General features: G+C 58.5%; 22 protein-coding genes and 1 riboswitch. Of the genes, 12 read left to right on the forward strand and 10 right to left on the reverse strand.

Annotation, left to right across the window (positions count from 1 at the left end):
• Positions 1 to 2: 2 nt before the first annotated feature.
• Positions 3 to 1418 carry a cytochrome ubiquinol oxidase subunit I gene (locus IF205_RS19845; RefSeq protein ID WP_311195715.1) on the reverse strand — a complete coding sequence of 472 codons (1416 nt, stop codon included), beginning with the start codon at positions 1416 to 1418 and terminating at the stop codon, positions 3 to 5.
• A 383-nt stretch (positions 1419 to 1801) separates the two neighbouring features.
• On the opposite strand from IF205_RS19845, the gene IF205_RS19850 reads away from it, so the two are divergent.
• The gene (locus IF205_RS19850; protein ID WP_259781092.1) at positions 1802 to 2536 is read left to right on the forward strand and encodes an SDR family oxidoreductase; all 735 of its coding nucleotides are present in this window, start codon (positions 1802 to 1804) and stop codon (positions 2534 to 2536) included.
• A gap of 59 nt (positions 2537 to 2595) precedes the next feature.
• Here the strand turns inward: IF205_RS19850 and IF205_RS19855 are convergent, their stop codons facing one another.
• The 8 genes from IF205_RS19855 to IF205_RS19890 all read right to left on the reverse strand — a co-directional run bounded on the left by IF205_RS19855 (position 2596) and on the right by IF205_RS19890 (position 10781).
• Entirely contained in the window at positions 2596 to 3324 is a 729-nt protein-coding gene (locus IF205_RS19855; protein WP_259781093.1) for a class I SAM-dependent methyltransferase, read from the reverse strand.
• 392 nt (positions 3325 to 3716) lie between these two features.
• Positions 3717 to 4634 carry a pseudouridine-5'-phosphate glycosidase gene (locus IF205_RS19860; protein WP_259781094.1) on the reverse strand — a complete coding sequence of 306 codons (918 nt, stop codon included), beginning with the start codon at positions 4632 to 4634 and terminating at the stop codon, positions 3717 to 3719.
• 41 nt (positions 4635 to 4675) lie between these two features.
• Positions 4676 to 5620 (reverse strand): PfkB family carbohydrate kinase, encoded by a 945-nt coding sequence (locus IF205_RS19865; protein WP_259781095.1) that lies wholly within the window; start codon positions 5618 to 5620, stop codon positions 4676 to 4678.
• Between the two features lie 263 nt (positions 5621 to 5883).
• Positions 5884 to 6300 carry an ATP synthase F1 subunit epsilon gene (gene atpC, locus IF205_RS19870; RefSeq protein ID WP_259781096.1) on the reverse strand — a complete coding sequence of 139 codons (417 nt, stop codon included), beginning with the start codon at positions 6298 to 6300 and terminating at the stop codon, positions 5884 to 5886.
• A 27-nt stretch (positions 6301 to 6327) separates the two neighbouring features.
• A complete protein-coding gene (gene atpD / locus IF205_RS19875) occupies positions 6328 to 7746 on the reverse strand; it encodes a F0F1 ATP synthase subunit beta (RefSeq protein ID WP_259781097.1) in 1419 nt (472 codons plus the stop codon).
• A 19-nt stretch (positions 7747 to 7765) separates the two neighbouring features.
• Positions 7766 to 8650, reverse strand: a complete 885-nt coding sequence (locus IF205_RS19880) for a F0F1 ATP synthase subunit gamma (protein ID WP_259781098.1) — start codon at positions 8648 to 8650, stop codon at positions 7766 to 7768.
• 43 nt (positions 8651 to 8693) lie between these two features.
• Entirely contained in the window at positions 8694 to 10223 is a 1530-nt protein-coding gene (atpA, locus tag IF205_RS19885; protein ID WP_259781099.1) for a F0F1 ATP synthase subunit alpha, read from the reverse strand.
• 3 nt (positions 10224 to 10226) lie between these two features.
• Complete coding sequence (locus IF205_RS19890; RefSeq protein ID WP_259781100.1) at positions 10227 to 10781, reverse strand: F0F1 ATP synthase subunit delta; 555 nt, start codon at positions 10779 to 10781, stop codon at positions 10227 to 10229.
• A 341-nt stretch (positions 10782 to 11122) separates the two neighbouring features.
• On the opposite strand from IF205_RS19890, the gene IF205_RS19895 reads away from it, so the two are divergent.
• Positions 11123 to 11581: a c-type cytochrome gene (locus tag IF205_RS19895; RefSeq protein WP_259781101.1), complete on the forward strand. Its 459-nt coding sequence runs from the start codon at positions 11123 to 11125 to the stop codon at positions 11579 to 11581.
• Positions 11582 to 11593: 12 nt separating this feature from the next.
• On the opposite strand, the gene IF205_RS19900 is transcribed toward IF205_RS19895, so the two are convergent.
• On the reverse strand, positions 11594 to 13804 hold the full coding sequence (locus tag IF205_RS19900) for a primosomal protein N' (RefSeq protein WP_259781102.1): 2211 nt from the start codon (positions 13802 to 13804) through the stop codon (positions 11594 to 11596).
• Positions 13805 to 13897: 93 nt separating this feature from the next.
• Between IF205_RS19900 and fsa the strand changes: the two genes are divergently transcribed.
• From fsa to IF205_RS19950, 10 genes are all read left to right on the forward strand, one after another.
• Positions 13898 to 14551, forward strand: coding sequence for a fructose-6-phosphate aldolase (gene fsa, locus IF205_RS19905; protein WP_259781103.1), 654 nt, complete (start codon positions 13898 to 13900; stop codon positions 14549 to 14551).
• A 40-nt stretch (positions 14552 to 14591) separates the two neighbouring features.
• Complete coding sequence (locus IF205_RS19910; RefSeq protein WP_259781104.1) at positions 14592 to 15317, forward strand: DUF484 family protein; 726 nt, start codon at positions 14592 to 14594, stop codon at positions 15315 to 15317.
• 10 nt (positions 15318 to 15327) lie between these two features.
• The gene (locus IF205_RS19915) at positions 15328 to 15759 is read left to right on the forward strand and encodes a VOC family protein (protein ID WP_259781105.1); all 432 of its coding nucleotides are present in this window, start codon (positions 15328 to 15330) and stop codon (positions 15757 to 15759) included.
• An 89-nt stretch (positions 15760 to 15848) separates the two neighbouring features.
• A riboswitch (cobalamin riboswitch) is annotated at positions 15849 to 16063 on the forward strand.
• Between the two features lie 162 nt (positions 16064 to 16225).
• Positions 16226 to 17020 carry a DUF4198 domain-containing protein gene (locus tag IF205_RS19920; protein ID WP_259781106.1) on the forward strand — a complete coding sequence of 265 codons (795 nt, stop codon included), beginning with the start codon at positions 16226 to 16228 and terminating at the stop codon, positions 17018 to 17020.
• A gap of 21 nt (positions 17021 to 17041) precedes the next feature.
• Positions 17042 to 17653 carry a cobalt transporter CbiM gene (gene cbiM / locus IF205_RS19925; protein WP_259781107.1) on the forward strand — a complete coding sequence of 204 codons (612 nt, stop codon included), beginning with the start codon at positions 17042 to 17044 and terminating at the stop codon, positions 17651 to 17653.
• 12 nt (positions 17654 to 17665) lie between these two features.
• Positions 17666 to 18265: a NikL family nickel/cobalt ECF transporter subunit gene (locus IF205_RS19930; protein WP_259781108.1), complete on the forward strand. Its 600-nt coding sequence runs from the start codon at positions 17666 to 17668 to the stop codon at positions 18263 to 18265.
• Positions 18262 to 19068 carry a cobalt ECF transporter T component CbiQ gene (cbiQ, locus tag IF205_RS19935; RefSeq protein ID WP_259781109.1) on the forward strand — a complete coding sequence of 269 codons (807 nt, stop codon included), beginning with the start codon at positions 18262 to 18264 and terminating at the stop codon, positions 19066 to 19068. Before IF205_RS19930 ends, cbiQ begins: the two co-directional genes overlap by 4 nt.
• Positions 19052 to 19741 (forward strand): energy-coupling factor ABC transporter ATP-binding protein, encoded by a 690-nt coding sequence (locus IF205_RS19940; RefSeq protein WP_259781110.1) that lies wholly within the window; start codon positions 19052 to 19054, stop codon positions 19739 to 19741. Before cbiQ ends, IF205_RS19940 begins: the two co-directional genes overlap by 17 nt.
• Before the next feature lie 91 nt (positions 19742 to 19832).
• Entirely contained in the window at positions 19833 to 20096 is a 264-nt protein-coding gene (locus IF205_RS19945) for a metal-sensing transcriptional repressor (protein ID WP_259781111.1), read from the forward strand.
• A 17-nt stretch (positions 20097 to 20113) separates the two neighbouring features.
• Positions 20114 to 20923: a nickel/cobalt efflux transporter gene (locus tag IF205_RS19950; RefSeq protein ID WP_259781112.1), complete on the forward strand. Its 810-nt coding sequence runs from the start codon at positions 20114 to 20116 to the stop codon at positions 20921 to 20923.
• The last annotated feature ends 3 nt before the right edge of the window (positions 20924 to 20926 follow it).

Genomic DNA, 20926 nt, shown 5'->3' on the forward strand with positions numbered 1-20926 from the left:
CCTTACTCCCCTTTTCCGTCAGGCGTGGCGTGACTGGCTTCCATGGACGGCCCGGGCATCAACCCGGCGGCCCAGGTCGCGCCGATCTCTTCACCCTCCCCGCTATTAGGGCGTTTGCCCATCAGGCGAAGGACATAAAAGGTGCCAGCCCCGAAAACCGCGAAATAGACCAGCACGAAGGCAACCAGCGACGTGCCGACGGCCGAGGCCTCAATCGGGGATGCGGAATGGACCGTGCGCAACAGGCCATGCACCGTCCAGGGCTGCCGCCCCACTTCGGTCGTGATCCACCCGGCCAGAACCGCCAGGAATCCGGACGGTCCCATGACGACCGCCGCCCGATACAGCATCGGTGCGTCATAGAGCGACTTGCGCAGGCGTGCGAGACCGCTCCACAGGCCAAGCCCCACCATCGCAAAACCCAGGCCGACCATAATCCGGAAACTCCAGAAGATGATCTCCGCCGGCGGGCGATCTTCCTTGGGAAAGGCCTTCAGGCCCTTCACTTCGCCGTCCCATTCGTGAACGAGGATCAGGGACCCCAGATGAGGAATTTCAACGGCGTTCCGGGTTACTTCCGCCGTATCGTCGGGGATGCCGAACAGGATCAGGGGCGCGCCTTTATGGGTGTCATAATGGCCCTCCATCGCCGCGACCTTCTCCGGTTGATGTTCCAGCGTGTTCAGCCCATGGAAATCACCGGCAACAATCTGCAGCGGGGCAACGATCAGCGCCATCCACATCGCCATGGAAAACATCGTTCGCGCGGACCGGTTAGACCTGTCGCGCAGCAGATGCCATGCGCCCACCGCACCGACCACGAAGGCCGTCGTCAGGTAAGCCGCCAACACCATATGCACCAGCCTGTAAGGAAAAGACGGATTGAAAATCGCTGCCGCCCAGTCATCGGGCACAAACTGCCCCACCTCGTTGACGGCGTAACCCGCCGGGGTCTGCATCCAGGAGTTCACCGACAGAATCCAGAAGGCGGAAAACAGGGTACCAACCGCCACCATCAGCGTGGCAAAGAAATGCAGTTTCGGTCCCACGCGTTTCATGCCGAACAGCATCACCCCCAGGAAACCCGCCTCCAGGAAGAAAGCCGACAGCACCTCATAGCCCATGAGCGGCCCCAGAATCGGCCCGGTCTTGTCGGCATAGACGCTCCAGTTCGTACCGATCTGATAACTCATCACGATACCGGAGACCACCCCCATGCCAAAGACAACGGCAAAGATCGTCTTCCAGTAGTGGAAGACCCGTATGAACCGTTCCTGCCCGGTCCACAGCCAAAGGCCTTCCAGCACCGCCAGAAAGCTTGCAAGTCCGATTGTGAAGGCCGGGAAGATGATATGGGCCGATACCGTAAAGGCGAACTGGAACCGGGCCAGGGTAAGCGCATCGGTGAATTCCAGCATTCAAAGCCTCCTTTCCGAGAGGTCTGTTCCACTGAACTGTCCGCGCCTGCGAGTGGTTGAGTTCATACGTAGGTTACCGGCTGCAGGCGATCGGCAACAGGCGAAACCTTATTGCGAGATTGGCCTCATACTCTGTGACTTCATCACAAAATGCTTTAGGGCAGAATGACGCAAGGTCACAATGACGCAAAGGCAGAATGCCGCAGGGCCTGCCTTGGTCTTTATGCCGCCTCACAAGTTACCATACCGGTGACGTCACAACAGTTAGCCGGAAAAATCCGGACAGAATGCTTGAACTTGCAGCCCATACCAGCATGATCTGATGCAACTAGAGGCCCTTCACATAGGCAAACAGCCATCGTTCAAGTTCTGGGGAGATTTCCATGAAAGCAATCGTTACCGGCCATTCCCGTGGCCTGGGCGCAGCCATGACCGAAGACCTGCTGTCCCGTGGCGCAAGCGTGCTCGGCCTGTCGCGCAGTATCAACGAAGACCTGCAATCGCGTCATCCGTCCCTGTTACAGCAGGTGTCCATCGATATGATCGATCCGGCCAACCTGATTGCTTGGCTGGATAGTGGCGCCCTGGCAGGGTTTTTGGAGAATGACGAGCCGGTTATGCTGGTCAACAATGCCGGTATTGTGGAACCCATTGGCCCCGCAGGCAGCCTGGATCACAACGGCATTGCCCGTGCCGTGGGCCTGAACGTCACCGCCCCTCTGCTGCTGGCAGATGCCTTTATCGGCGCAACCAGCGGCAATGCCGACCGACGCGTCCTCCATGTCTCCAGCGGGGCTGGCCGCAAACCCTATGCCGGGTGGAGCATCTATTGCGCGACCAAGGCCGCCCTCGACCATCACGCAGCCTCCGTCGCTCAGGACAAACCGGCGGGCCTGCGCATTTCCAGTGTTGCCCCCGGCGTCATCGACACCGACATGCAGAACACCATCCGGTCCACCCCGGCAGACCGTTTCGTTCTACGTGATGACTTCGTTGCATTGAAGGAAACCGGATCTCTGACAAGTCCGGAACAGCGCGGCAATGAGATGATTGCACATTTGCTGGCGGATGATTTCGGTCAGTCCCCTATCGTCGATATCCGGGACTTCGCGGCCTGATCCGATTAAGAACCTAAATGCTGAAAGGGGACCGACCATAATTCGGTCCCCTTTTTCAGTTAGCGCTGTGCCTTGATTATCATCATCATGGGGCGATCCATTTCTTCTTCCAGCGCCGGCATCTCTTCCAGTTGCTCTGCACTGGGCGACCATTCGTTAAGATGCTCAATACGGAACCCGTTATGGATCAGGCTGTTCAAGGTAGTCCCAAGGGTACGGTGATATTTGACCACCCCGTCAGCCAACCAGTTTGTGGTTCGCTTTCCCTCCACGGAATATTGATTCAACGGCCAGATTCGTACGCCCTCTTTACCCTCGCTCCATCCGGGGCTGACCGGAGCCATGAAGATAGGATGTTCGATAGTGCACACCAGATGCCCCTGGGGGCGCAACGTCCGATAGATGCGCCTTACAAGATCATCAAAATCCTCCACATAGTGAAAGGCGAGCGAACTATAGACCAGGTCAAAAACCGCCTCCGGCAGATCGACCCGATCCAGATCGGCAATCTGGTATTCGACCTCGTCGTCGTTGGTCTCCTGTTTCGCCCGATCTATCATCTTTTCGGACAGGTCGAGGCCAAGCACCTCCCCTGCGCCATTGGCCCGTGCCCAGCGAGAAAACCAGCCAAAACCACAGCCCAAGTCGAGGATTTTCTTGTCGGTCAAATCCGGCAGGATTGCCTGGATGGATGGCCATTCGGGTGCGCCAGCCAAACCATGAACCGACCGGTTCAACTGACTATAGCCTTCAAAGAAAGTGGGATCGTCGTAGATATTCTGTGCCAATTTTTATCTCCATCTGAAAAAGCCGATGGACGGCGCACCCTGCACATTGATACCCCGCCCAGGCGGCGAGGGTGCAGGCGCGCGAAACGCTGGTTTCCTAGCGTCGACAAACTACCCGCATCCCGCCTGTTGGGATGCCGGCAGTCCGGCTGACGATATGGATATCCTTTTCGCACATGACGCCACTATGCTGACCTGCATGCGCTTCGTCAACCCGGCCCCATGGCGGGAATCAAACACTGCAAGCGACTGAAGCGACCGTTCCAACGGCACTCACAGTGACGCCAAATCGGCAGAGTCAAAATTAAGGCATCGCCGAAATGGAAGAAGCCACCCTTCGGCGGCTTCTTCCTATCCATTCTTCAAAATCGCTCCGGTCTGACCGGAGGGCCTCAGCCTGCGCAATAGGCCTTTGCGATGCGCGCGGCGATCCGTGCGTTGTTCTTTACCAGCGCCAGGTTGGCAGCAACGGACACACCTTCGCTCAGCTCTGCCAGACGGGACAGGAGGAAGGGCGTGGCATCCTTGCCGCGAACATTCTGTTCCTCAGCTTCCTGCAGGGCCGTTGCGATCCAGCCGTCGATGACCGGCTTGGCGATTTCGTCGGCTTCCGGAATCGGATTGGCGATGACTTCCCCGGCACCCATCTGCAGGTCTTCACGTGTTTTCAGGATAAGCGCCACGGCGTCCGCGTCATCAACCTTCTGGTCCACGCGCAACCCGCTTTCACGACTGTGGAAGGCCGGGAAATCAGCAGTCTGATAGCCCAGGACCGGCACGCCGTTGGTTTCCAGGAATTCCAGGGTTTTCGGCAGGTCCAGGATCGACTTCGCGCCAGAGCAGACAACGGCCACCTGGGTACGTGACAGTTCTACCAGGTCTGCGGAGATGTCCATGCTGACCTCTGCGCCGCGATGGACACCACCGATCCCGCCAGTTGCAAACAGGCGGATGCCTGCCATTGCCGCGCAGATCATGGTGCTGGCCACCGTCGTCGCGCCATCCTGTTTCAGGGCGACAACCGTCGCCAGGTCACGGCGACTGACTTTGACAACATTGCTGTTCTGGGCGAATTCGACGATCTGGTCATCGGACAGACCGACAACGATACGCCCCTTCACAATGCCGACCGTTGCGGGCACGGCCCCTTCTTCGCGGATGACGGCTTCCAGGTCGCGCGCCACTTCCAGGTTTTGCGGCCAGGGAAGGCCATGCGAAATAATAGTGGATTCCAGCGCGACAACGGGACGGCCTTCAGCAAGGGCCTGGGCCACGTCCGGATGTATGTCGAGATAGTCCTTCAACGCCATGAATCACTTTCCTTTTTGTAAGAACGACGGATTGGTCAAAGTCAGAAATAGGTGGGAGCGGCAATGGTCGCGATACGCGCCTGCAGATCAGCGGGTTTGATCCCGTCGCGGACCGGATCGTCCGATTCGGATGTCAGGGACGCCATGGCAAGGCCATGGGTGACGGAAACGGTCGCCGGAATGCCCTGTGCGTAGGCCGCAAGGAAACCCGCATAGAACGAATCGCCTGCGCCATTCACATTTTTCAATGCCGTATCGGGAATAGACCAGTGGCCACATTCCTCGCTGGTCGCCATCACGGCACCGTTCGGCCCCATAGTCACGACAACGACCTTCACCCCTTGGGAGACGAGTTCCCGCGCGGCCGAAGCGGCATCTTCCGAGGTCTCGATGGTCTTGCCCGCCAGCACCGCAATCTCGTAGCCATTGCCGACCAGCACATCCACATTTTGCAGATTCCCGACCAGCTTTTCCGCCTTTGCAGGCGAAACGGGAGCGGCACAGAAGAGGCGCTCCCCTTTTTGCTTGCTCAGCAGTTCCAGCGTCTCAGCCGGCAGGTTGGCATCGGCCAGCCAGACCTGCCAACGCCGCGCCTGCGCCAGGACACTGTTCACATAGGCGGCGTCATAGGTGTCATAGATGGCCATGTCCGCCAAACCGACGGCCAGTTCGCCATCCACATCCATGACGGCAGTATAGCTGGCTGTCGGATGTTCAGAGCGTCGCTGAATCAGCTTGGAATCGATACGGTAGTCTTCCAGCCCGGCAATGAGGCGATCACCTTCGCCATCGCCGCCGACCAGCGTGGACATGCCGATTTCCAGGCCCAGATTTGCCAGATTGCGCGCGATGTTATGAGCCACGCCACCGGGCGTCTTACGGCTCACGATCGGGTTGGACGCACGGGCGCGAAACGGCACCAGACATTTGGCGATGCGGTCATGATGCAATGCCCCAAAACATAGTATGGAAACGGTTTCGCCCATTGATTTACCTTATCCTGCAGCATAGGAAAGGACGCTTTTATACTGTCCCGCCGGGAGGCTCAAGCAAATGCCGTCCCGGATTTCTTCCCCATCAATCAGCCCCCAAACATCCCTTCCATCATACACATATCGTCCGGCCTGTGGTATGGCAGATTGCGGGTCATGGTCTCGCAATAGGAAAAACATCTGTTCCGGGTATCGCGCAAAAGAAAAGCGCCCGAGGGTCTCCTCGGGCGCTTTTTGAAACCGGATACCGGTGATTATCAGGCGTATGCCGGCTGTTCCGCAGCAGCGACGCGCGCAACAGCAACCGCCAAACCAGCTTCGGCAGCGGCTTTGTCCTCGGCATTTTTCGCCGTACGGACGTCGTCGCTGAAATCGGACACCAACTGCTTGGCAGCAGCGATATCAATTTCAGAAACATTCACCACTTCTTCCGCCAGTACCGTGCAGCGTTCCTTGGTTACTTCCAGGAAGCCGCCGGCGACGAAGATACGCTGCTCAACATTACCGCTCTTGAACACGGAAATCGTGCCCGGACGGACCGTTGAGATCACCGGGGAATGGCCGGGAAGGACGCCAAGGTCCCCCTCTGCTGCCGGCAGGACGACCATTTCCACGTCCTGGGACAGAAGAAGTTTTTCCGGCGACACCAGTTCGAATGCGACCGTATCGGCCATATCCCGTCTCCTTTACTCGAGTATCCGTTACGCAGCTTCTGCGGCGATTTTCTTCGCCTTTTCGACAGCTTCTTCAATGCCGCCGACCATGTAGAAGGCCGCTTCCGGAAGATCGTCGTATTCACCTTCCACGATGGCTTTGAAGCCTTTGACCGTGTCTTCCAGGTCCACGAACTTACCAGGGGTGTTCGTGAAGACCTCAGCAACGTGGAACGGCTGAGACAGGAAGCGCTGGATCTTACGTGCACGGGCAACGACCAGTTTGTCTTCTTCAGACAGCTCGTCCATACCCAGGATCGCGATGATTTCCTGCAGGCCTTTGTACTGCTGCAGGGTTTCCTGAACGCGGCGGGCCACATCGTAGTGTTCCTGACCGACAACAGCCGGTTCCAGAATACGGGACGTGGAGTCGAGCGGATCCACAGCCGGGAAAATTGCCTGTTCCGCAATGGAACGGGACAGAACGGTCGTGGCGTCCAAGTGAGAGAAGGTCGTGGCAGGTGCCGGGTCGGTCAAGTCATCCGCCGGGACGTATACGGCCTGTACGGAGGTGATGGAACCCTTCTTCGTGGAGGTAATACGCTCCTGCATCGCACCCATGTCAGTACCCAGCGTCGGCTGATAACCCACAGCAGACGGAATACGGCCCAACATAGCGGACACTTCGGAGCCAGCCTGGGTGAAGCGGAAGATGTTGTCCACGAAGAACAGAACGTCCTGGCCTTCTTCGTCACGGAAGTATTCCGCCTGGGTCAGACCACTAAGCGCAACACGCATACGCGCACCCGGCGGCTCGTTCATCTGACCATAGACCAGCGCACATTTGCTGTCGCCGTCCAGGTTGATAACGCCGGATTCGATCATTTCGTGATACAGGTCGTTACCTTCACGGGTACGCTCACCAACACCGGCGAAGACGGAGTAACCACCGTGGCCCTTCGCGATGTTGTTGATCAATTCCATGATGGTCACGGTTTTACCAACACCTGCACCGCCGAACAGACCAATTTTACCGCCCTTCGGATACGGGGTCAGCAGGTCGATCACCTTAATACCGGTGACGAGCTGTTCGGTTTCGGTTGCCTGTTCGATGTAATCCGGTGCCGAGCGGTGGATCGGGAAGGACTGTTTGGTGTTCACCGGGCCACGTTCGTCAACCGGCTCACCGATGACGTTCATGATACGGCCCAGGGTTTCCGGACCAACCGGAACCTTGATCGCATCGCCGGTGTCGACCACTTCCTGGCCGCGAACCAGACCGTCAGTACCATCCATAGCAATGGTACGGACCGTTTTTTCACCCAGATGCTGGGCAACTTCCAAAACCAGGGTTTGTTCCCCGTTTTTGGTGTGCAGGGCGTTTAGAATCGCCGGCAGATCGCCGTCGAACTGAACGTCGACAACGGCGCCCAGTACCTGCGAGATTTTACCAATGTTGTTCGCCATTGAACTGCTCCTATCGGGCTTACAATGCTTCCGCGCCGGAAATAATCTCGATCAACTCTTTGGTGATCTGAGCCTGGCGCGAACGGTTGTATGTAATCTGCAGCGAGTGGATCATGTCACCCGCGTTACGGGTCGCGTTATCCATCGCAGTCATTCGAGCGGCCTGCTCGGATGCGAAGCTTTCCAGCATCGACCGGAAAACCTGAACAGACAGGTTTTTCGGCAGCAGGGCAGAAAGAATGACTTCCTCGTTGGGCTCGTATTCATACGGCGTATCGGAACCCGCAGCGGGGTCTTCAACGTCGCTGACTGCATTGCCAAACGGGATGAGCTGCAGCGGGGTTACTTCCTGCGTCAGCGCCGACACGAACTTGTTGTAGAACAGCGTGCAGACGTCGAATTCACCGGCGTCAAACATCGACATGATCTTGGTTACAACGAGATCGGCGCCTTCATATGTCGGAGCGGGCTTGGCCAGCTCTTCATATTTCTCGACGAATTTGCCGCCATGGTCGCGGCGCAGGAGGGAGACCCCCTTACGACCGATGATGATCAACTTGATCGTCTTACCCGCAGATTCCAGATCGGAAATCTTGTTGCGGACACTACGGACCAGGTTGCCGTTAAAACCACCGCACAGACCGCGGTCGGACGATACAACAACCAACAGATGCGTATCGTCTTTCCCCGTCCCGGCAAGCAGCTTGGGCGCGTTTGCGCCCGTGGCTCCGGCTGCCAGCGAGGCCAGCATCCGCTCCATCCGCTCAGCATAGGGCCGAGCGGCTTCAGCGGACTGCTGTGCCTTGCGCAGCTTCGCAGCGGCGACCATTTTCATGGCCGATGTGATCCGCTGCGTCGACTGCACACTGGCAATCCGGCTCCGAAGTTCCTTCAGGCTTGCCATTTGTTAGCGTCCTTTCGGTTCCTCTAAGGTTACCGGGTCGGGATTAAGCGAAGGTCCGTGCGAAACCGTCGAGCAGAGCTTTCACCTTGCCCTCAATCTCGTCGTTCCAAGCGCCGGTGGCGTTCAGTTCATCGAGCAGGTCTTTATTTTCCGCACGGGCATGTTCCAGCAGCTTTTCTTCGAAGCGACGAACATCTTTCAGTTCGAGGCTGTCGAGATAGCCTTTGGTACCGGCATAGATGGAAACAACCTGTTCTGCGACGGACAGCGGCGAATACTGCCGCTGTTTCAGCAGTTCGGTCAGGCGTGCACCACGAGCCAGCAGCTTCTGCGTGGACGCGTCCAGGTCGGATGCGAACTGTGCGAAAGCTTCCATCTCACGATACTGGGCCAGTTCCAGCTTGATCGTACCGGCAACTTTCTTCATCGCCTTGGTCTGTGCAGCGGACCCCACACGGGAGACCGACAGACCGACGTTAATTGCCGGACGGATACCTTTGTAGAACAGATCGGTTTCCAGGAAGATCTGACCGTCGGTGATGGAGATCACGTTGGTCGGGATAAACGCGGAAACGTCGTTGCCCTGGGTTTCAATGATCGGCAGAGCCGTCAGGGAACCAGCACCGTTGTCGTCATTCAACTTCGCCGCACGCTCCAGCAGGCGGGAGTGAATGTAGAAGACGTCACCCGGATATGCTTCACGGCCCGGCGGGCGGCGCAGCAACAGGGACATCTGACGATAAGCGGTAGCCTGCTTGGACAGGTCATCATAGATGATCAGGCCGTGCATGCCGTTGTCACGGAAGTATTCGCCCATCGCGCAACCGGCGTAAGGAGCCAGATACTGCAGCGGGGCCGGGTCGGAAGCAGTCGCCGCAACAACGATGGAGTATTCCATCGCACCGGCTTCTTCCAGGACCTTCACGACCTGTGCAACGGTGGAACGCTTCTGACCGACCACAACGTAGATGCAGTACAGTTTCTTGCCTTCGTCGTTGCCGGCGTTAACCTGCTTCTGGTTCAGGATCGCGTCGATCGCAACAGCGGTCTTACCGGTCTGACGGTCACCAATGATCAGCTCACGCTGGCCACGGCCAACCGGAACCAGGCTGTCCAGTGCCTTAATACCGGTCTGGACCGGTTCGTGCACGGATTTACGCGGGATGATACCCGGCGCCTTGATTTCCACCAGACGACGTTCGTCGCTTTCGATCGGGCCCTTGCCGTCGATCGGGTTGCCCAGACCGTCGACAACGCGACCCAGCAGGCCTTTGCCTACGGGCACGTCAACGATGGCGCCGGTACGCTTGACGGTGTAGCCTTCTTTAATGGCGCGGTCGTCACCGAAGATCACAATACCAACGTTATCGGATTCCAGGTTGAGTGCCATCCCTTTGATGCCACCCGGGAATTCGACCATCTCACCGGCCTGGACATTGTCGAGCCCATGCACGCGGGCGACACCGTCACCGACGGAGATGACCTGGCCAACTTCTGCGACGTCGGCTTCGGTGCCGAAATTCGCGATCTGGTCCTTGAGAATTGCGGAGATTTCCGCGGCGCGGAGTTCCATCCTCTAAGCTCCCTTCATTGCAAGCTTGAGTTTCTGCAGCTGCGTGCTAACGGACGAATCCACCATCTGGCTGCCGATTTTCACGACGAGGCCACCGATGAGATCCGGGTTTACGGAATGATTGACAGCCACCTTTTTGCCAACGGCTTGCTTCAGGGCCTTTTCAATGGCCGCGATGCGCGTTTTTGTTAGGCTTTTGGCAGATGTCACGTCGGCAGTCACCTCACCACGGCTGGAAGCCAGCATGGCAAGATACGCCTTAATCATGGCACGCAGCGCGAACAAACGACGATTCGCCGCCACGTAACCCACGAAATTCTTGGTCAGATCATTGGCACCTGCCTTTTCAAGCAGAGCGGCAACGGCCTTCCCCTGTTCCTCTCGACTGATCACCGGGCTGCGAACCAGCCTCCGGAAATCCTCACTTTCGTCGAGCATTGTTTCGACCTGATGCAAGTCATCGGCAACTGTATCCAGCTGCTTCTGTTCGCTCGCAAGATCGAAGAGCGCTGTCGCGTAGCGATCAGCAATCTCTTTAACGCCACCTGAGGCTGCCACGGCTGAGAGACCCCTCTTTATGGAAAAACCCTAGTAATTAGCCATGAAAGCAGGCCGCCGAAGAAATCTTCGAACGAGTGCCCACCTCCCTGAGGCGCGCATGCTTTAGCACAGGGGTTTGAGGCTTGCAATATGAGTCGCTCCAGATTTTTAAGCCTCTCCCTGGACTTCTTCAAAACAAAGGCGATTTTCATGTCGCAACCGGTAAAATGGGAATTGACCTCCCCCCTTGCAGACGGTTTACAAATCCACCACCTGAAACGCAGCGATTCTATCGCGTTGCATCAACGTCGCGCCCTGCGCACCTTCAATACAACTTACCAAGACAACAAGGATCCCCCATGCTTCGTTATGTAAAATGTGTCGGCCTGGCCGCCGTGCTGTGCACTGGTCTGGCCACTCCTCTTTTTGCCCAGGATGCCGCAACCGGTGTCGTCAAAGACCGCCAGGAGGCCATGAAGCAGATCGGTGCCGCCATGAAGGTTCTTGTAAAAACCGTCAAAGGTGAAGACGAGACCGATGCAACAGCCCTTAAAGCGGCAGCCCTCAGCATCAGTGACCATGCGGGCGACAAATTCACCGCCCTGTTCCCCGAAGGCAGCCTGGGCCACCCCAGCGAGGCAAAAGCGGAAATCTGGCAGGACTGGCCCCGTTTCGAAACGCTATCCGGCGACCTGCTGGCAAATGCCATCGACCTTGCCAAGAACATCGAGGAGACGGGTCAGCTCAACAAGGCCGCCTTCATGAAAGTCGCCGGCACCTGCCGGGATTGCCACCAGACCTTCCGCGAAAAAGACTGACCTTACGCAGGCTTAAAGAAAACTGTAAGGGTCCACATCTACCTGGACCCTTACATTTGACGGTATCTTCAGCGGCTCCAGCCAGGCCCTTAGCACCTTCTGGATGCTGATTCCCTTGTCCACCTTCAACAAAAGCCGCCTGCGGTGCCGACCGCGCAGCAAGGCCATCGGCGCCGGAGCTGGCCCCAACGTCAGAATGCCTTCCCCGTAAGGCGCGGTCCGGGCGAGCATATTCGTCACATCGTCGACGTTACGCTCATCAAGGCCCGACACGATCACCCCCGCCAGACGGCCAAAAGGCGGCATGGTTGCCATTTCACGCATCTCCGCCTCTGCGGCGAGAAAGCCGTCGCGATCCCCTTCGGCCAGCGCCTGCATGACCGGATTTTCCACATTGGTCGTCTGGATCAGGACATGCCCCGGCTTGCCGTGACGGCCGGCGCGGCCCGCCACCTGATGCAGCAATTGATAGGTTCTCTCCGACGCCCGCAGGTCGCCACCGGCCAGCCCGATATCCGCATCGATCACCCCGACCAATGTCAGATCGGGAAAGTGATAGCCCTTGGCGACAATCTGGGTGCCGATAATCAGGTTGGTCTCATTGCTGGTCACCCGTTCGACAAAGGCCGCGGCGGCGGCCGGACCATAGAGCGTATCGGAGGTGACCATCTCCAACCGCGCATCGGGCAGGATTTCCGATACTTCCTCCGCAAGACGCTCCACCCCCGGACCGCAGGCGCGAAAACTGTCTTCCGCCCCGCATTCGGGACAGGCATCCGGTTTACGCTCCACATGACCGCAGTGATGACATTCCAGACGTTTGGAAAAACGATGCTCTACCAGCCAGGAGGTGCAATTGGGGCAGGCCATCCGGTGACCGCAACTGTCACACAGGGTCAGCGGTGCATAGCCCCGGCGGTTCAGGAACAGCATCGCCTGCTCCCCCCGCGCCAGCGTTTCCTCCAGCGCGGTGACCAGGGGCGGCGAAATCCATCGCTGCCGCCCCGGCGAATCTTTCAAGGTATCGACCAGTTTGATTTCCGGCAGTTCCGCCACGCCGTGGCGCTCCGGCAGGTGCAGCCGCTCATAGCGGCCCTGCTGAACATTGACCACCGTCTCCAGCGACGGTGTCGCCGAGGCCAGGATTACCGGACAGGAAGCCCCCTGCCCCCGCACCACCGACATGTCCCTGGCGTGGTAAATCACGCCGTCTTCCTGTTTGAAGGAACTGTCATGTTCCTCATCGACAACAATCAGGCCGAGATCGGGAAAAGGCAGATGCAGTGCAGACCGCGCGCCGACCAGAACCTTCACCTTGCCTTGGGCAACCGCCTTCCAGGTGTCACGCCGTTTGGCCCCGGTCAGGTCCGAATGCCATTCCGCCGGTGCGGCCCCGAATCTGTCTTCAAAGCGGGAAAGCCACTGCGCGGACAGGGCAATCTCCGGCAACATCACCAGCGCCTGACGCCCCTGGCGCAGGCATTCGGCAATCGCCTCGTAATAAACCTCCGTCTTCCCCGACCCCGTAACCCCGTCGAGCAGGGTCACCGAAAAGGACTTGTCGCGAACCTTGGCCACCAACTGTCCGGAAGCTTCCTGCTGAAGTGCGGAAAGCGCCGGCCCCTGGCAGTCGGCATCCGGTTGCGGCCAGTTGCTGCCGGGGTCGATAGCCACCGCCTGCAGAACCCCGCCGTCGGCCAGCCCCTTGACCACGCCGGAGGAGACCCCGGCCTCCTGCGCGAGGTCAGCCGCCGTCCTGGCAGGGCCGTCCTGCAGCAATGCCAGCACGCGGCTTCGTGCGGCAGTCATGCGAATTTCGGGTGGATTGTCCGCAAGCATGTAGACGATACGCGGTTTGACCGGCTCAAAGACGCTCGAAACACTCATCCCCATCCGCAGGACCGATCCCTGCGGCGCAAGGCAATAGGCCGAAACCCAGTCGACAAATTTCCGGTTCGCCTCCGGCAGGGGGGGCATGCGGAAGACCGATTCGATTTCCTTGACCTTCGATTCGTCCAGATCGCTGTCACCCGATTCGGACCAGACGACGCCGACCATCCGCCTGGGGCCAAAAGGAACCGTCACGAAGTCACCGGCAGCGACATCCATGCCTTCCGGCACGCGATAGTCATAGGCCCCTGCCAGTGGCAAGGGCAGGAGAACCTTGACCCGGCGGCTATCATTCGCGAAAAGGTCTGTCGAACTGGAAGCGTGGGACTTCATGAGGTAAGTTCCGGGTTAAGTACTCTGGCTGGTCATGGCTACTGGCCTGGGCCACCCTTCCGACACTAGCACGAGCAAACGGATAAGCGACCCATGAAATTCTTTATCGATACCGCTGACATCGACGAAATCAAGGACCTTGCGGCAACAGGTCTGGTTGACGGCGTAACTACCAACCCTTCGCTGGTGGCACAATCCGGCCGTGACTTTTTTGAAGTCATCAAGGAAATCGCCGGTGTCGTCGACGGCCCGGTTAGCGCCGAGACGGTCGCAACCGACCACGAGACCATGCTGAAGGAAGGCCTGAAGCTGGCCAAACTGGCCGACAACATCACCGTCAAAGTTCCCCTGACGGTTGACGGTCTGAAAACCTGTAAGGCGCTGAGCGACGATGGCATCAAGGTGAATGTCACCCTGTGCTTCTCCGCCGGTCAGGCGCTGCTGGCGGCAAAAGCCGGTGCGGCGTTCATCTCGCCCTTCGTCGGCCGTCTGGACGACATCGGCTTCGACGGTCTGGACCTGATTGCAGAAATCTGCACCATCTATGGCAACTACGATTTCGATACCGAAGTCCTGGTCGCCAGTGTTCGCGGTCCGCTGCATGTAATCGACGCCGCCAAGATGGGCGCGGACGTTGCAACCGTACCGCCGAAAGTCCTGCGTCAGCTTTATAACCACCCGCTGACCGACAAAGGCCTGGATGCCTTCCTGAAGGACTGGGCCGCGACCGGCCAGACAATTCTCTAACTCTCGACGGTACAGCATAAACGGGCGGGGAGGTCCGACGATGAACCAAGGAAACGCCGAACAGGGCTTTCCCGAAGATTTGACGGACGCGCAGGTAAAGGCCTACCTGCGCGCCCACCCAGACTTTCTGGTTCGCCATGCGGACCTCTTCCGTACCCTGACGCCGCCCGCCCGTGAACTGGGCGACGGCATCACTGACCTGCAGCAGGCGATGATCGACTACCTGCGCGAACAGGTCAGCAAGACCGAAGACCTTGCCCAACTGCTGATCGACAACAGCCGCGACAATCTCACCTCGCAGACACAGATTCACGAATGCGTGCTGGGGCTGCTGGCTGCCGCCTCCTTCGAGGAACTGATCGAGACAGTCACAACAGACCTCGCGGTTTATTTGAACCTGGACGTTGCCGCCCTCTGCATCGAGGCGGAAGACGGCCTCGGCCTTGAGATCGACGGATTGCGCAGTGTCTCGCCCGGAACGGTTGATGCGCTCGTGCCTGAAGAACATCCCGTCGATCTTCGCGGCGAAATCAACGGCAGCCCCGAAATCTTCGGTGGTGCAGCCCCCCTGATCGAATCGCAGGCCCTGGTGCGGTTGAATATCGCCCCGAACACGCCCGCCGCCCTCCTGGCGTTCGGCAGCCGCGACCCGCAACGTTTCAATGCAACACAGGCGACGGAACTGCTTCAGTTTCTGGGACATGCCCTGGCGGAACTGATCCGCATTTGGCTTGCCCTGCCCACCGGTGACGACGAAGAAGAATAGGATTTGCTGCATGACTGATTATGGTCCGGATCGATTGACGGCCCCGCTGACGCAAGGCGTCGACCATGTGGGACTGACCGTTCGCGACCTCAATCAGTCCGTGGATTTCTTCGTCAATTGCCTCGGCTGGGAAATGATCGGGGAAAAGCCCGATTATCCCGCCGTCTTCGTCAGCGACGGCCATATAAAAATCACCCTGTGGCAGGTGCGGGATGCCGATGACTGCGTCTATTTCGACCGCCGGAACAATATCGGCCTGCATCACCTTGCCCTGAAGGTCGACAGTCTTGCCACCCTGCAACGCCTGCACGAGCGGATCGCGGGCTGGGTCGGGGCGATGATCGAATTCTCCCCCGAACCATCAGGCGGCAGCCAGAAAATCCATATGATGATCACCGAACCGGGTGGCAACCGGATTGAATTTGTCTGGGCCCCCAGATAACCCTACACTCCCGCAAAACGCGAATGCCCCACCACATTGCAACGTTTTCCTCTGCGTCAACGGAACTTGTTGCGGCGGCTTAAAAAGCTTGATACATGCAAGGCAACGGTGACCCTGCGTCCGATCGTGACGTGGGGCTTAAAAGGGAACACGGTGAGGCGTACCCAACAGGGACCGAATCCGTGGCTGCCCCCGCAACTGTAACCGGAGTGCATCCCCTCAAAGCCACTGAGCGAACTGCTTGGGAAGGCGGGATGAGACAACCTCCGCGAGCCAGGAGACCTGCCGTTGTCCTGTGATTGCCCCGAAAGAGGAAATCACATGTTTCGTCCGGACGCCGGGGTGAGCGTCTGCGTCGCGGAAGACAGCAGGCCAGCCCTATCGTTTTCCAAGCCGCCATGTCCCCCGCGTCTCCTTTAGTCACGCCCGATAAACGGGTCGTATTTGATATATTGGGAGACACGAATTGTTTCATAAAGCTGTGATTGCGGGCCTCACTATGGCCGCCGCCCTCATCGCGACACCTGCCAGCGCACATTTCCAACTCATCTACACGCCCGAGGTCAACCTCGCCCGGCCCGGCACCGTGCCGTTCAAGCTGATCTTCTGGCATCCGTTTGAAAACGGTCACGCCATGGATATGGGCCAACCGGAAGAATTTTTCTACGTCCACAAAGGCAAAAAAACCGACCTGCTGGACAGCTTGAAGCCAATCACCTTCAAGGGCGCGGAAAACGAGGCCGCCGCCTATGAAGCGGACGTAAAAATCAAACGCAGCGGCGATTACATCCTGGTCGTCAAACCCGCGCCGTATCTCGAACAAAGCGAAGATATCTTTATCCAGCAGATCACCAAAAGCTTTGTGAACAAAGGCGGCCTGCCGACGGACTGGATGGAACCGGTCGGCCTGCCGACCGAAATCGTGCCCATGAACAAGCCGACGAATATCCTCGCCGGGTCCACCTTCAGCGGTCGGGTTCTTGCCAACGGCGCGCCGGTTGCCGGTGCGGAGATTGAAATCGAATATATGGCGGCTGAACCCGTCATGACGGAAAACAAGGCAGGCCTGCCAAAGGCCGTCCCCATGCCCGGCGGCGCGGTCGTGGCGATCACCGACGCCAACGGCTATTTCACCTTTGGCATCCCGAAAGCAGGTTTCTGGGGCTTTGCCGCCCTTGGCAGCGGCCCGGAGAAAGAGCATGAGGGCAAGAAGATGTCCCAGGATGCCGTCCTGTGGGTTCGCGCCTACGATATCCAGTAGGTGCAGGGAAGGGGTAAACAGATGCATATTGTCGACGGAGCATTAACAACAGAGGTTGTCGTTACCGGCGGCGTCCTCGCCGCGGGCGGCATCGCAATTGGCCTGAAAAAGCTTTCCATGGAGCAGATTCCGACTGCCGGGGTCCTGAGTGCGACCTTCTTTGTCGCCTCTTTGGTCCATGTACCGATCGGCCCGTCCAGCGTCCACCTGATCATGAACGGGCTTGCCGGTATTGTGCTGGGGTGGGCCGCCTTTCCGGCCTTGTTCGTCGGCCTGCTGCTGCAGGCCGTGTTCTTCGGTTTCGGCGGGCTGACGGTCCTTGGCATAAACACAATCAATATCGCCCTGCCCGCCGTCATCTGCGGATATCTTTGCCGCCGGGGCGTCATGGCCGACAATCCCCGCACAGCCGCCATCTGGGGCGGTGTCGCCGGGGCGCTCGCCATCGCCCTGACAACAGTATTCGTTGCCCTCTCACTGGCGGCATCGGGGGATGAATTCCTGCTCCCCGCGAAAACGGTTTTCTTTGCCCATATTCCGATCATGGCGATCGAGGCGTTTCTGTCAGCGGCAGCCGTCTTCCTGATCCGCCGGGTGAAACCGGAACTGTTCGACGTCTTCAAGGCCGCCTAGGAGGGACATCACATGATCCGCAAAACAATTCTCATGTCAGTGCTCGCCGCCGGTCTTGTTGCCGCAACACCGGCGGCTGCCCATAAAGTCATCGCCTCTGCCTATGCAGAGGGTCAAAAGATTGAAGGCGAAATCGGTTTCTCCAACGGCGACATGGCAGCCGGTGCCTTGGTCGAGGTCTTCGACGACAGCGACCGGAAGCTTGGGGAAACCAGGACGGATGCTGACGGTATCTTCGATTTTACCCCCAAAGAGAAGGTGGTCCATATCTTCAAGGCCAATCTGGGTGCCGGGCATGTTGCGCAATACCGTATGGAGATCGCCGACCTGCCGGAAGACCTGGCCGGTGGTCCCTCCATCGTGTCTGCGGTCCAGGCGGCAGAGGTAGAATCGCCGGAGCAGGCCCCGACAACCGGTAACCTGAAAGATTTCAAACGCCTCGTCGAGGATGCGGTGCGCCGGGAAGTAAAACCGCTGCGCCGGGAAATCGCCGCCTATAAGGAGAAAAACGATATGCAGTCGATCCTGGGCGGTATCGGCTATATCGTCGGGATTTTCGGATTTGGTTTTTATATCGCCGCACGGCGGCAGGCAAAGAAAGCAAATACGTGAACCATATCCTGAGCGCGGAGGAAAAGGCACGGATCGGCAACAGCCCCAAACCCATTACCGGGGGCCAGTCTGCAATTCACGACCTGGACCCGAGGGCCCGGATCATTGCAGCCTGCCTGTTCGCTGTTGCCGTGGTTTCCCTGCAAAGCTTCCCCGCGCTCATTCTCGCCCTCCTTGCCTCATTACTTACCATGGGGACAGCCCGGATGCCTGTCGGGCGCACGCTGAGGCGCATGTTGATGATGGACGGTTTCATCATCTTCATGCTGGTCCTGCTTCCCTTTACGACGCCTGGCGAAATAGCCTTCACCCTGGCAGGCTTCCCGGCCTCCTGGGAAGGTATTCTGCGGGCCTGTGAAATCGGCCTGAAAGCCAACGCGGTGATCCTGGCCCTGATGACGCTGGTCGGGACGATGGAATCCGTGGCGCTCGGCCACGCGCTCAGCCACCTGCGCGTGCCGGACACCCTGGTCCACCTGATGTTGTTCACCGTGCGCTATATCGAGGTCCTGAACGACGAATACCGGCGTCTGCGCGTTGCCATGAAGGCCCGCAACTTCCGGCCGGGAAACAATCGGCATACCTATCGTTCCATCGGGTATCTGCTGGGCATGCTGCTGGTTCGCGCGCTGGAACGTTCTGAACGCATCCTCCAGGCCATGAAATGCCGGGGGTTCAATGGCCGCCTGCACCTTCTGGACGACATGCAGTATCGCCGCGATGATCTGGTTTTCGCCCTTATTGTCGGCGCCCTGCTGGTCGCCCTGTTCTTCGTGGAGTTTTCCAATGGCACCCTTCTTTGATCTTGCCGACATTCATTACGCCTATGCCGGACGGCCCGCGGTGCTGAACGGTGTGGACCTGCAGTTGTTTGACGGGGAACGGTTGTGCCTGACCGGACATAACGGGGCGGGAAAAAGCACACTGTTCCATGTCATGATGGGCCTGATCAGGCCGCAGGCCGGACAGGTGACCGCCTTCGGACAGATCCGTATGACGGAAAAAGACTTTCACGAGGTCCGCCGCCGCACGGGATTGGTCTTTCAGGACCCCGACGACCAGCTTTTCTGTCCGACCGTGGCGGAAGATATCGCCTTTGGTCCCCTGAACCTGGGCAAAAGCAAAGAGGAAGCGCTTGCTATCGTGGAGAAAGTGCTGGACCAGTTGCATCTCACCAACTTCCGCGACCGGATCACCCATAAACTGTCCGGTGGCGAGAAACGCCTTGTCTCGCTGGCGACCGTCCTCGCCATGGAACCGGACGTATTGCTTCTGGACGAGCCGACCAATGCCCTGGATGAACCGACGACGGAACGCCTTGTGGAAATTCTGCAGAACCTGCCGCAGGCCATGATTGTCATCTCCCATGACCCGCATTTCCGGCGCAGGATCGCTACGCGGACATTGCGCCTCGATGACGGTGTCATTGGCGAACCGGAAGCCAAAACCAGTTGCCGCCACGCAATCGCCAGCTAGCCCCTTAGACGCGCGGCCATAAGCCGACAGTCTGTCCATCCTCTCTCTGAGATGACTCGACTCATCCCCTCCAGGGGGATAGGATATTACTATGATACACAGCTCTCATACCGACGTGACCAACCGCCTGAAACGGGCCGAGGGTCATTTGCGAAAGATCATCGCGATGATGGAAGGCGAACGCGCCTGTGTGGATATCGCCCAGCAACTGCATGCCGTGGAGGCAGCGGTCGCAAAAGCGAAACAGACGCTCATCCACGATCATATCGACCATTGCCTGGAACAGGCCGTCATGGACGGACGAAAACCCAAGGATGTCCTGAACGAGTTTAAGGAAATTTCGAAATACCTCTGAACGGAAGGATGTCCTGAATGGATATCGTCGCGTTGATGAAGGACGGAACCGCCTCCCCCGTCCTGATGCTCTTTCTGGCGCTTGCCATCGGTGCCCTGCACGGTCTCGAGCCCGGCCACTCCAAAACCATGATGGCGGCCTTTATCATCGCCGTTAAAGGGACAATCACCCAGGCGGTCCAACTGGGCCTCGCCGCCACCGTCTCGCATAGCGTCATTGTCTGGATTCTGGGCCTTGTCGCCCTCTATTATGGCCAGCAGTTGATTGGTGAGACGCTGGAACCCTGGTTCGTGATGACATCCGGCGGCATTATCATTCTGGTTGCCCTCTGGGTATTTGCCCGAACATGGCAGGTCTGGCGTAAAAACACCGCCTCCCACAAAGACAGCCATCACCACCATGACCACGGGCATCACCACTCACATGATCACAGCCACCCGCCAGGCGACGCCCATGCCCTGGCACATGCCCGCGAGATCGAGGGGCGGTTCGGCCAGACCACCCGGGCAACGACAGGTCAGACCATCGCCTTTGGCCTGACCGGCGGGCTGATCCCCTGCCCGGCCGCGATTACCGTTCTGATCCTATGCCTGCATACCAACCAGTTCTGGTTGGGCGTTGGTCTGGTTTCGGCCTTCAGCATCGGCCTTGCCATCACGCTGGTCAGCGCTGGTGTAGTCGCCGCAATCGGCCTGCGCTATGCCAGGACAAAAACGGACAAGCTGGACGAAATAATGGCCCGCGCACCTTTCCTGTCCGCGGGCCTGATCGGTCTGATTGGCTGCTATATGGCTTATTCGGGATGGAGCCACATCGGGCCCCTCTAAGCG

Source organism: Aestuariispira ectoiniformans (genome assembly GCF_025136295.1).
GTDB lineage: Bacteria > Pseudomonadota > Alphaproteobacteria > UBA8366 > Aestuariispiraceae > Aestuariispira_A > Aestuariispira_A ectoiniformans.

Bases quoted from the DNA above. Each gene is read 5' to 3' on its own strand.
- IF205_RS19845 (WP_311195715.1), bottom strand. From the start codon at position 1,418: ATGCTGGAATTCACCGATGCGCTTACCCTGGCCCGGTTCCAGTTCGCC.
- IF205_RS19850 (WP_259781092.1), top strand. From the start codon at position 1,802: ATGAAAGCAATCGTTACCGGCCATTCCCGTGGCCTGGGCGCAGCCATG.
- IF205_RS19860 (WP_259781094.1), bottom strand. From the start codon at position 4,634: ATGGCGTTGAAGGACTATCTCGACATACATCCGGACGTGGCCCAGGCC.
- IF205_RS19865 (WP_259781095.1), bottom strand. From the start codon at position 5,620: ATGGGCGAAACCGTTTCCATACTATGTTTTGGGGCATTGCATCATGAC.
- atpC (WP_259781096.1), bottom strand. From the start codon at position 6,300: ATGGCCGATACGGTCGCATTCGAACTGGTGTCGCCGGAAAAACTTCTT.
- atpD (WP_259781097.1), bottom strand. From the start codon at position 7,746: ATGGCGAACAACATTGGTAAAATCTCGCAGGTACTGGGCGCCGTTGTC.
- IF205_RS19880 (WP_259781098.1), bottom strand. From the start codon at position 8,650: ATGGCAAGCCTGAAGGAACTTCGGAGCCGGATTGCCAGTGTGCAGTCG.
- atpA (WP_259781099.1), bottom strand. From the start codon at position 10,223: ATGGAACTCCGCGCCGCGGAAATCTCCGCAATTCTCAAGGACCAGATC.
- IF205_RS19895 (WP_259781101.1), top strand. From the start codon at position 11,123: ATGCTTCGTTATGTAAAATGTGTCGGCCTGGCCGCCGTGCTGTGCACT.
- IF205_RS19900 (WP_259781102.1), bottom strand. From the start codon at position 13,804: ATGAAGTCCCACGCTTCCAGTTCGACAGACCTTTTCGCGAATGATAGC.
- fsa (WP_259781103.1), top strand. From the start codon at position 13,898: ATGAAATTCTTTATCGATACCGCTGACATCGACGAAATCAAGGACCTT.
- IF205_RS19910 (WP_259781104.1), top strand. From the start codon at position 14,592: ATGAACCAAGGAAACGCCGAACAGGGCTTTCCCGAAGATTTGACGGAC.
- IF205_RS19915 (WP_259781105.1), top strand. From the start codon at position 15,328: ATGACTGATTATGGTCCGGATCGATTGACGGCCCCGCTGACGCAAGGC.
- cbiM (WP_259781107.1), top strand. From the start codon at position 17,042: ATGCATATTGTCGACGGAGCATTAACAACAGAGGTTGTCGTTACCGGC.
- IF205_RS19930 (WP_259781108.1), top strand. From the start codon at position 17,666: ATGATCCGCAAAACAATTCTCATGTCAGTGCTCGCCGCCGGTCTTGTT.
- IF205_RS19940 (WP_259781110.1), top strand. From the start codon at position 19,052: ATGGCACCCTTCTTTGATCTTGCCGACATTCATTACGCCTATGCCGGA.
- IF205_RS19945 (WP_259781111.1), top strand. From the start codon at position 19,833: ATGATACACAGCTCTCATACCGACGTGACCAACCGCCTGAAACGGGCC.
- IF205_RS19950 (WP_259781112.1), top strand. From the start codon at position 20,114: ATGGATATCGTCGCGTTGATGAAGGACGGAACCGCCTCCCCCGTCCTG.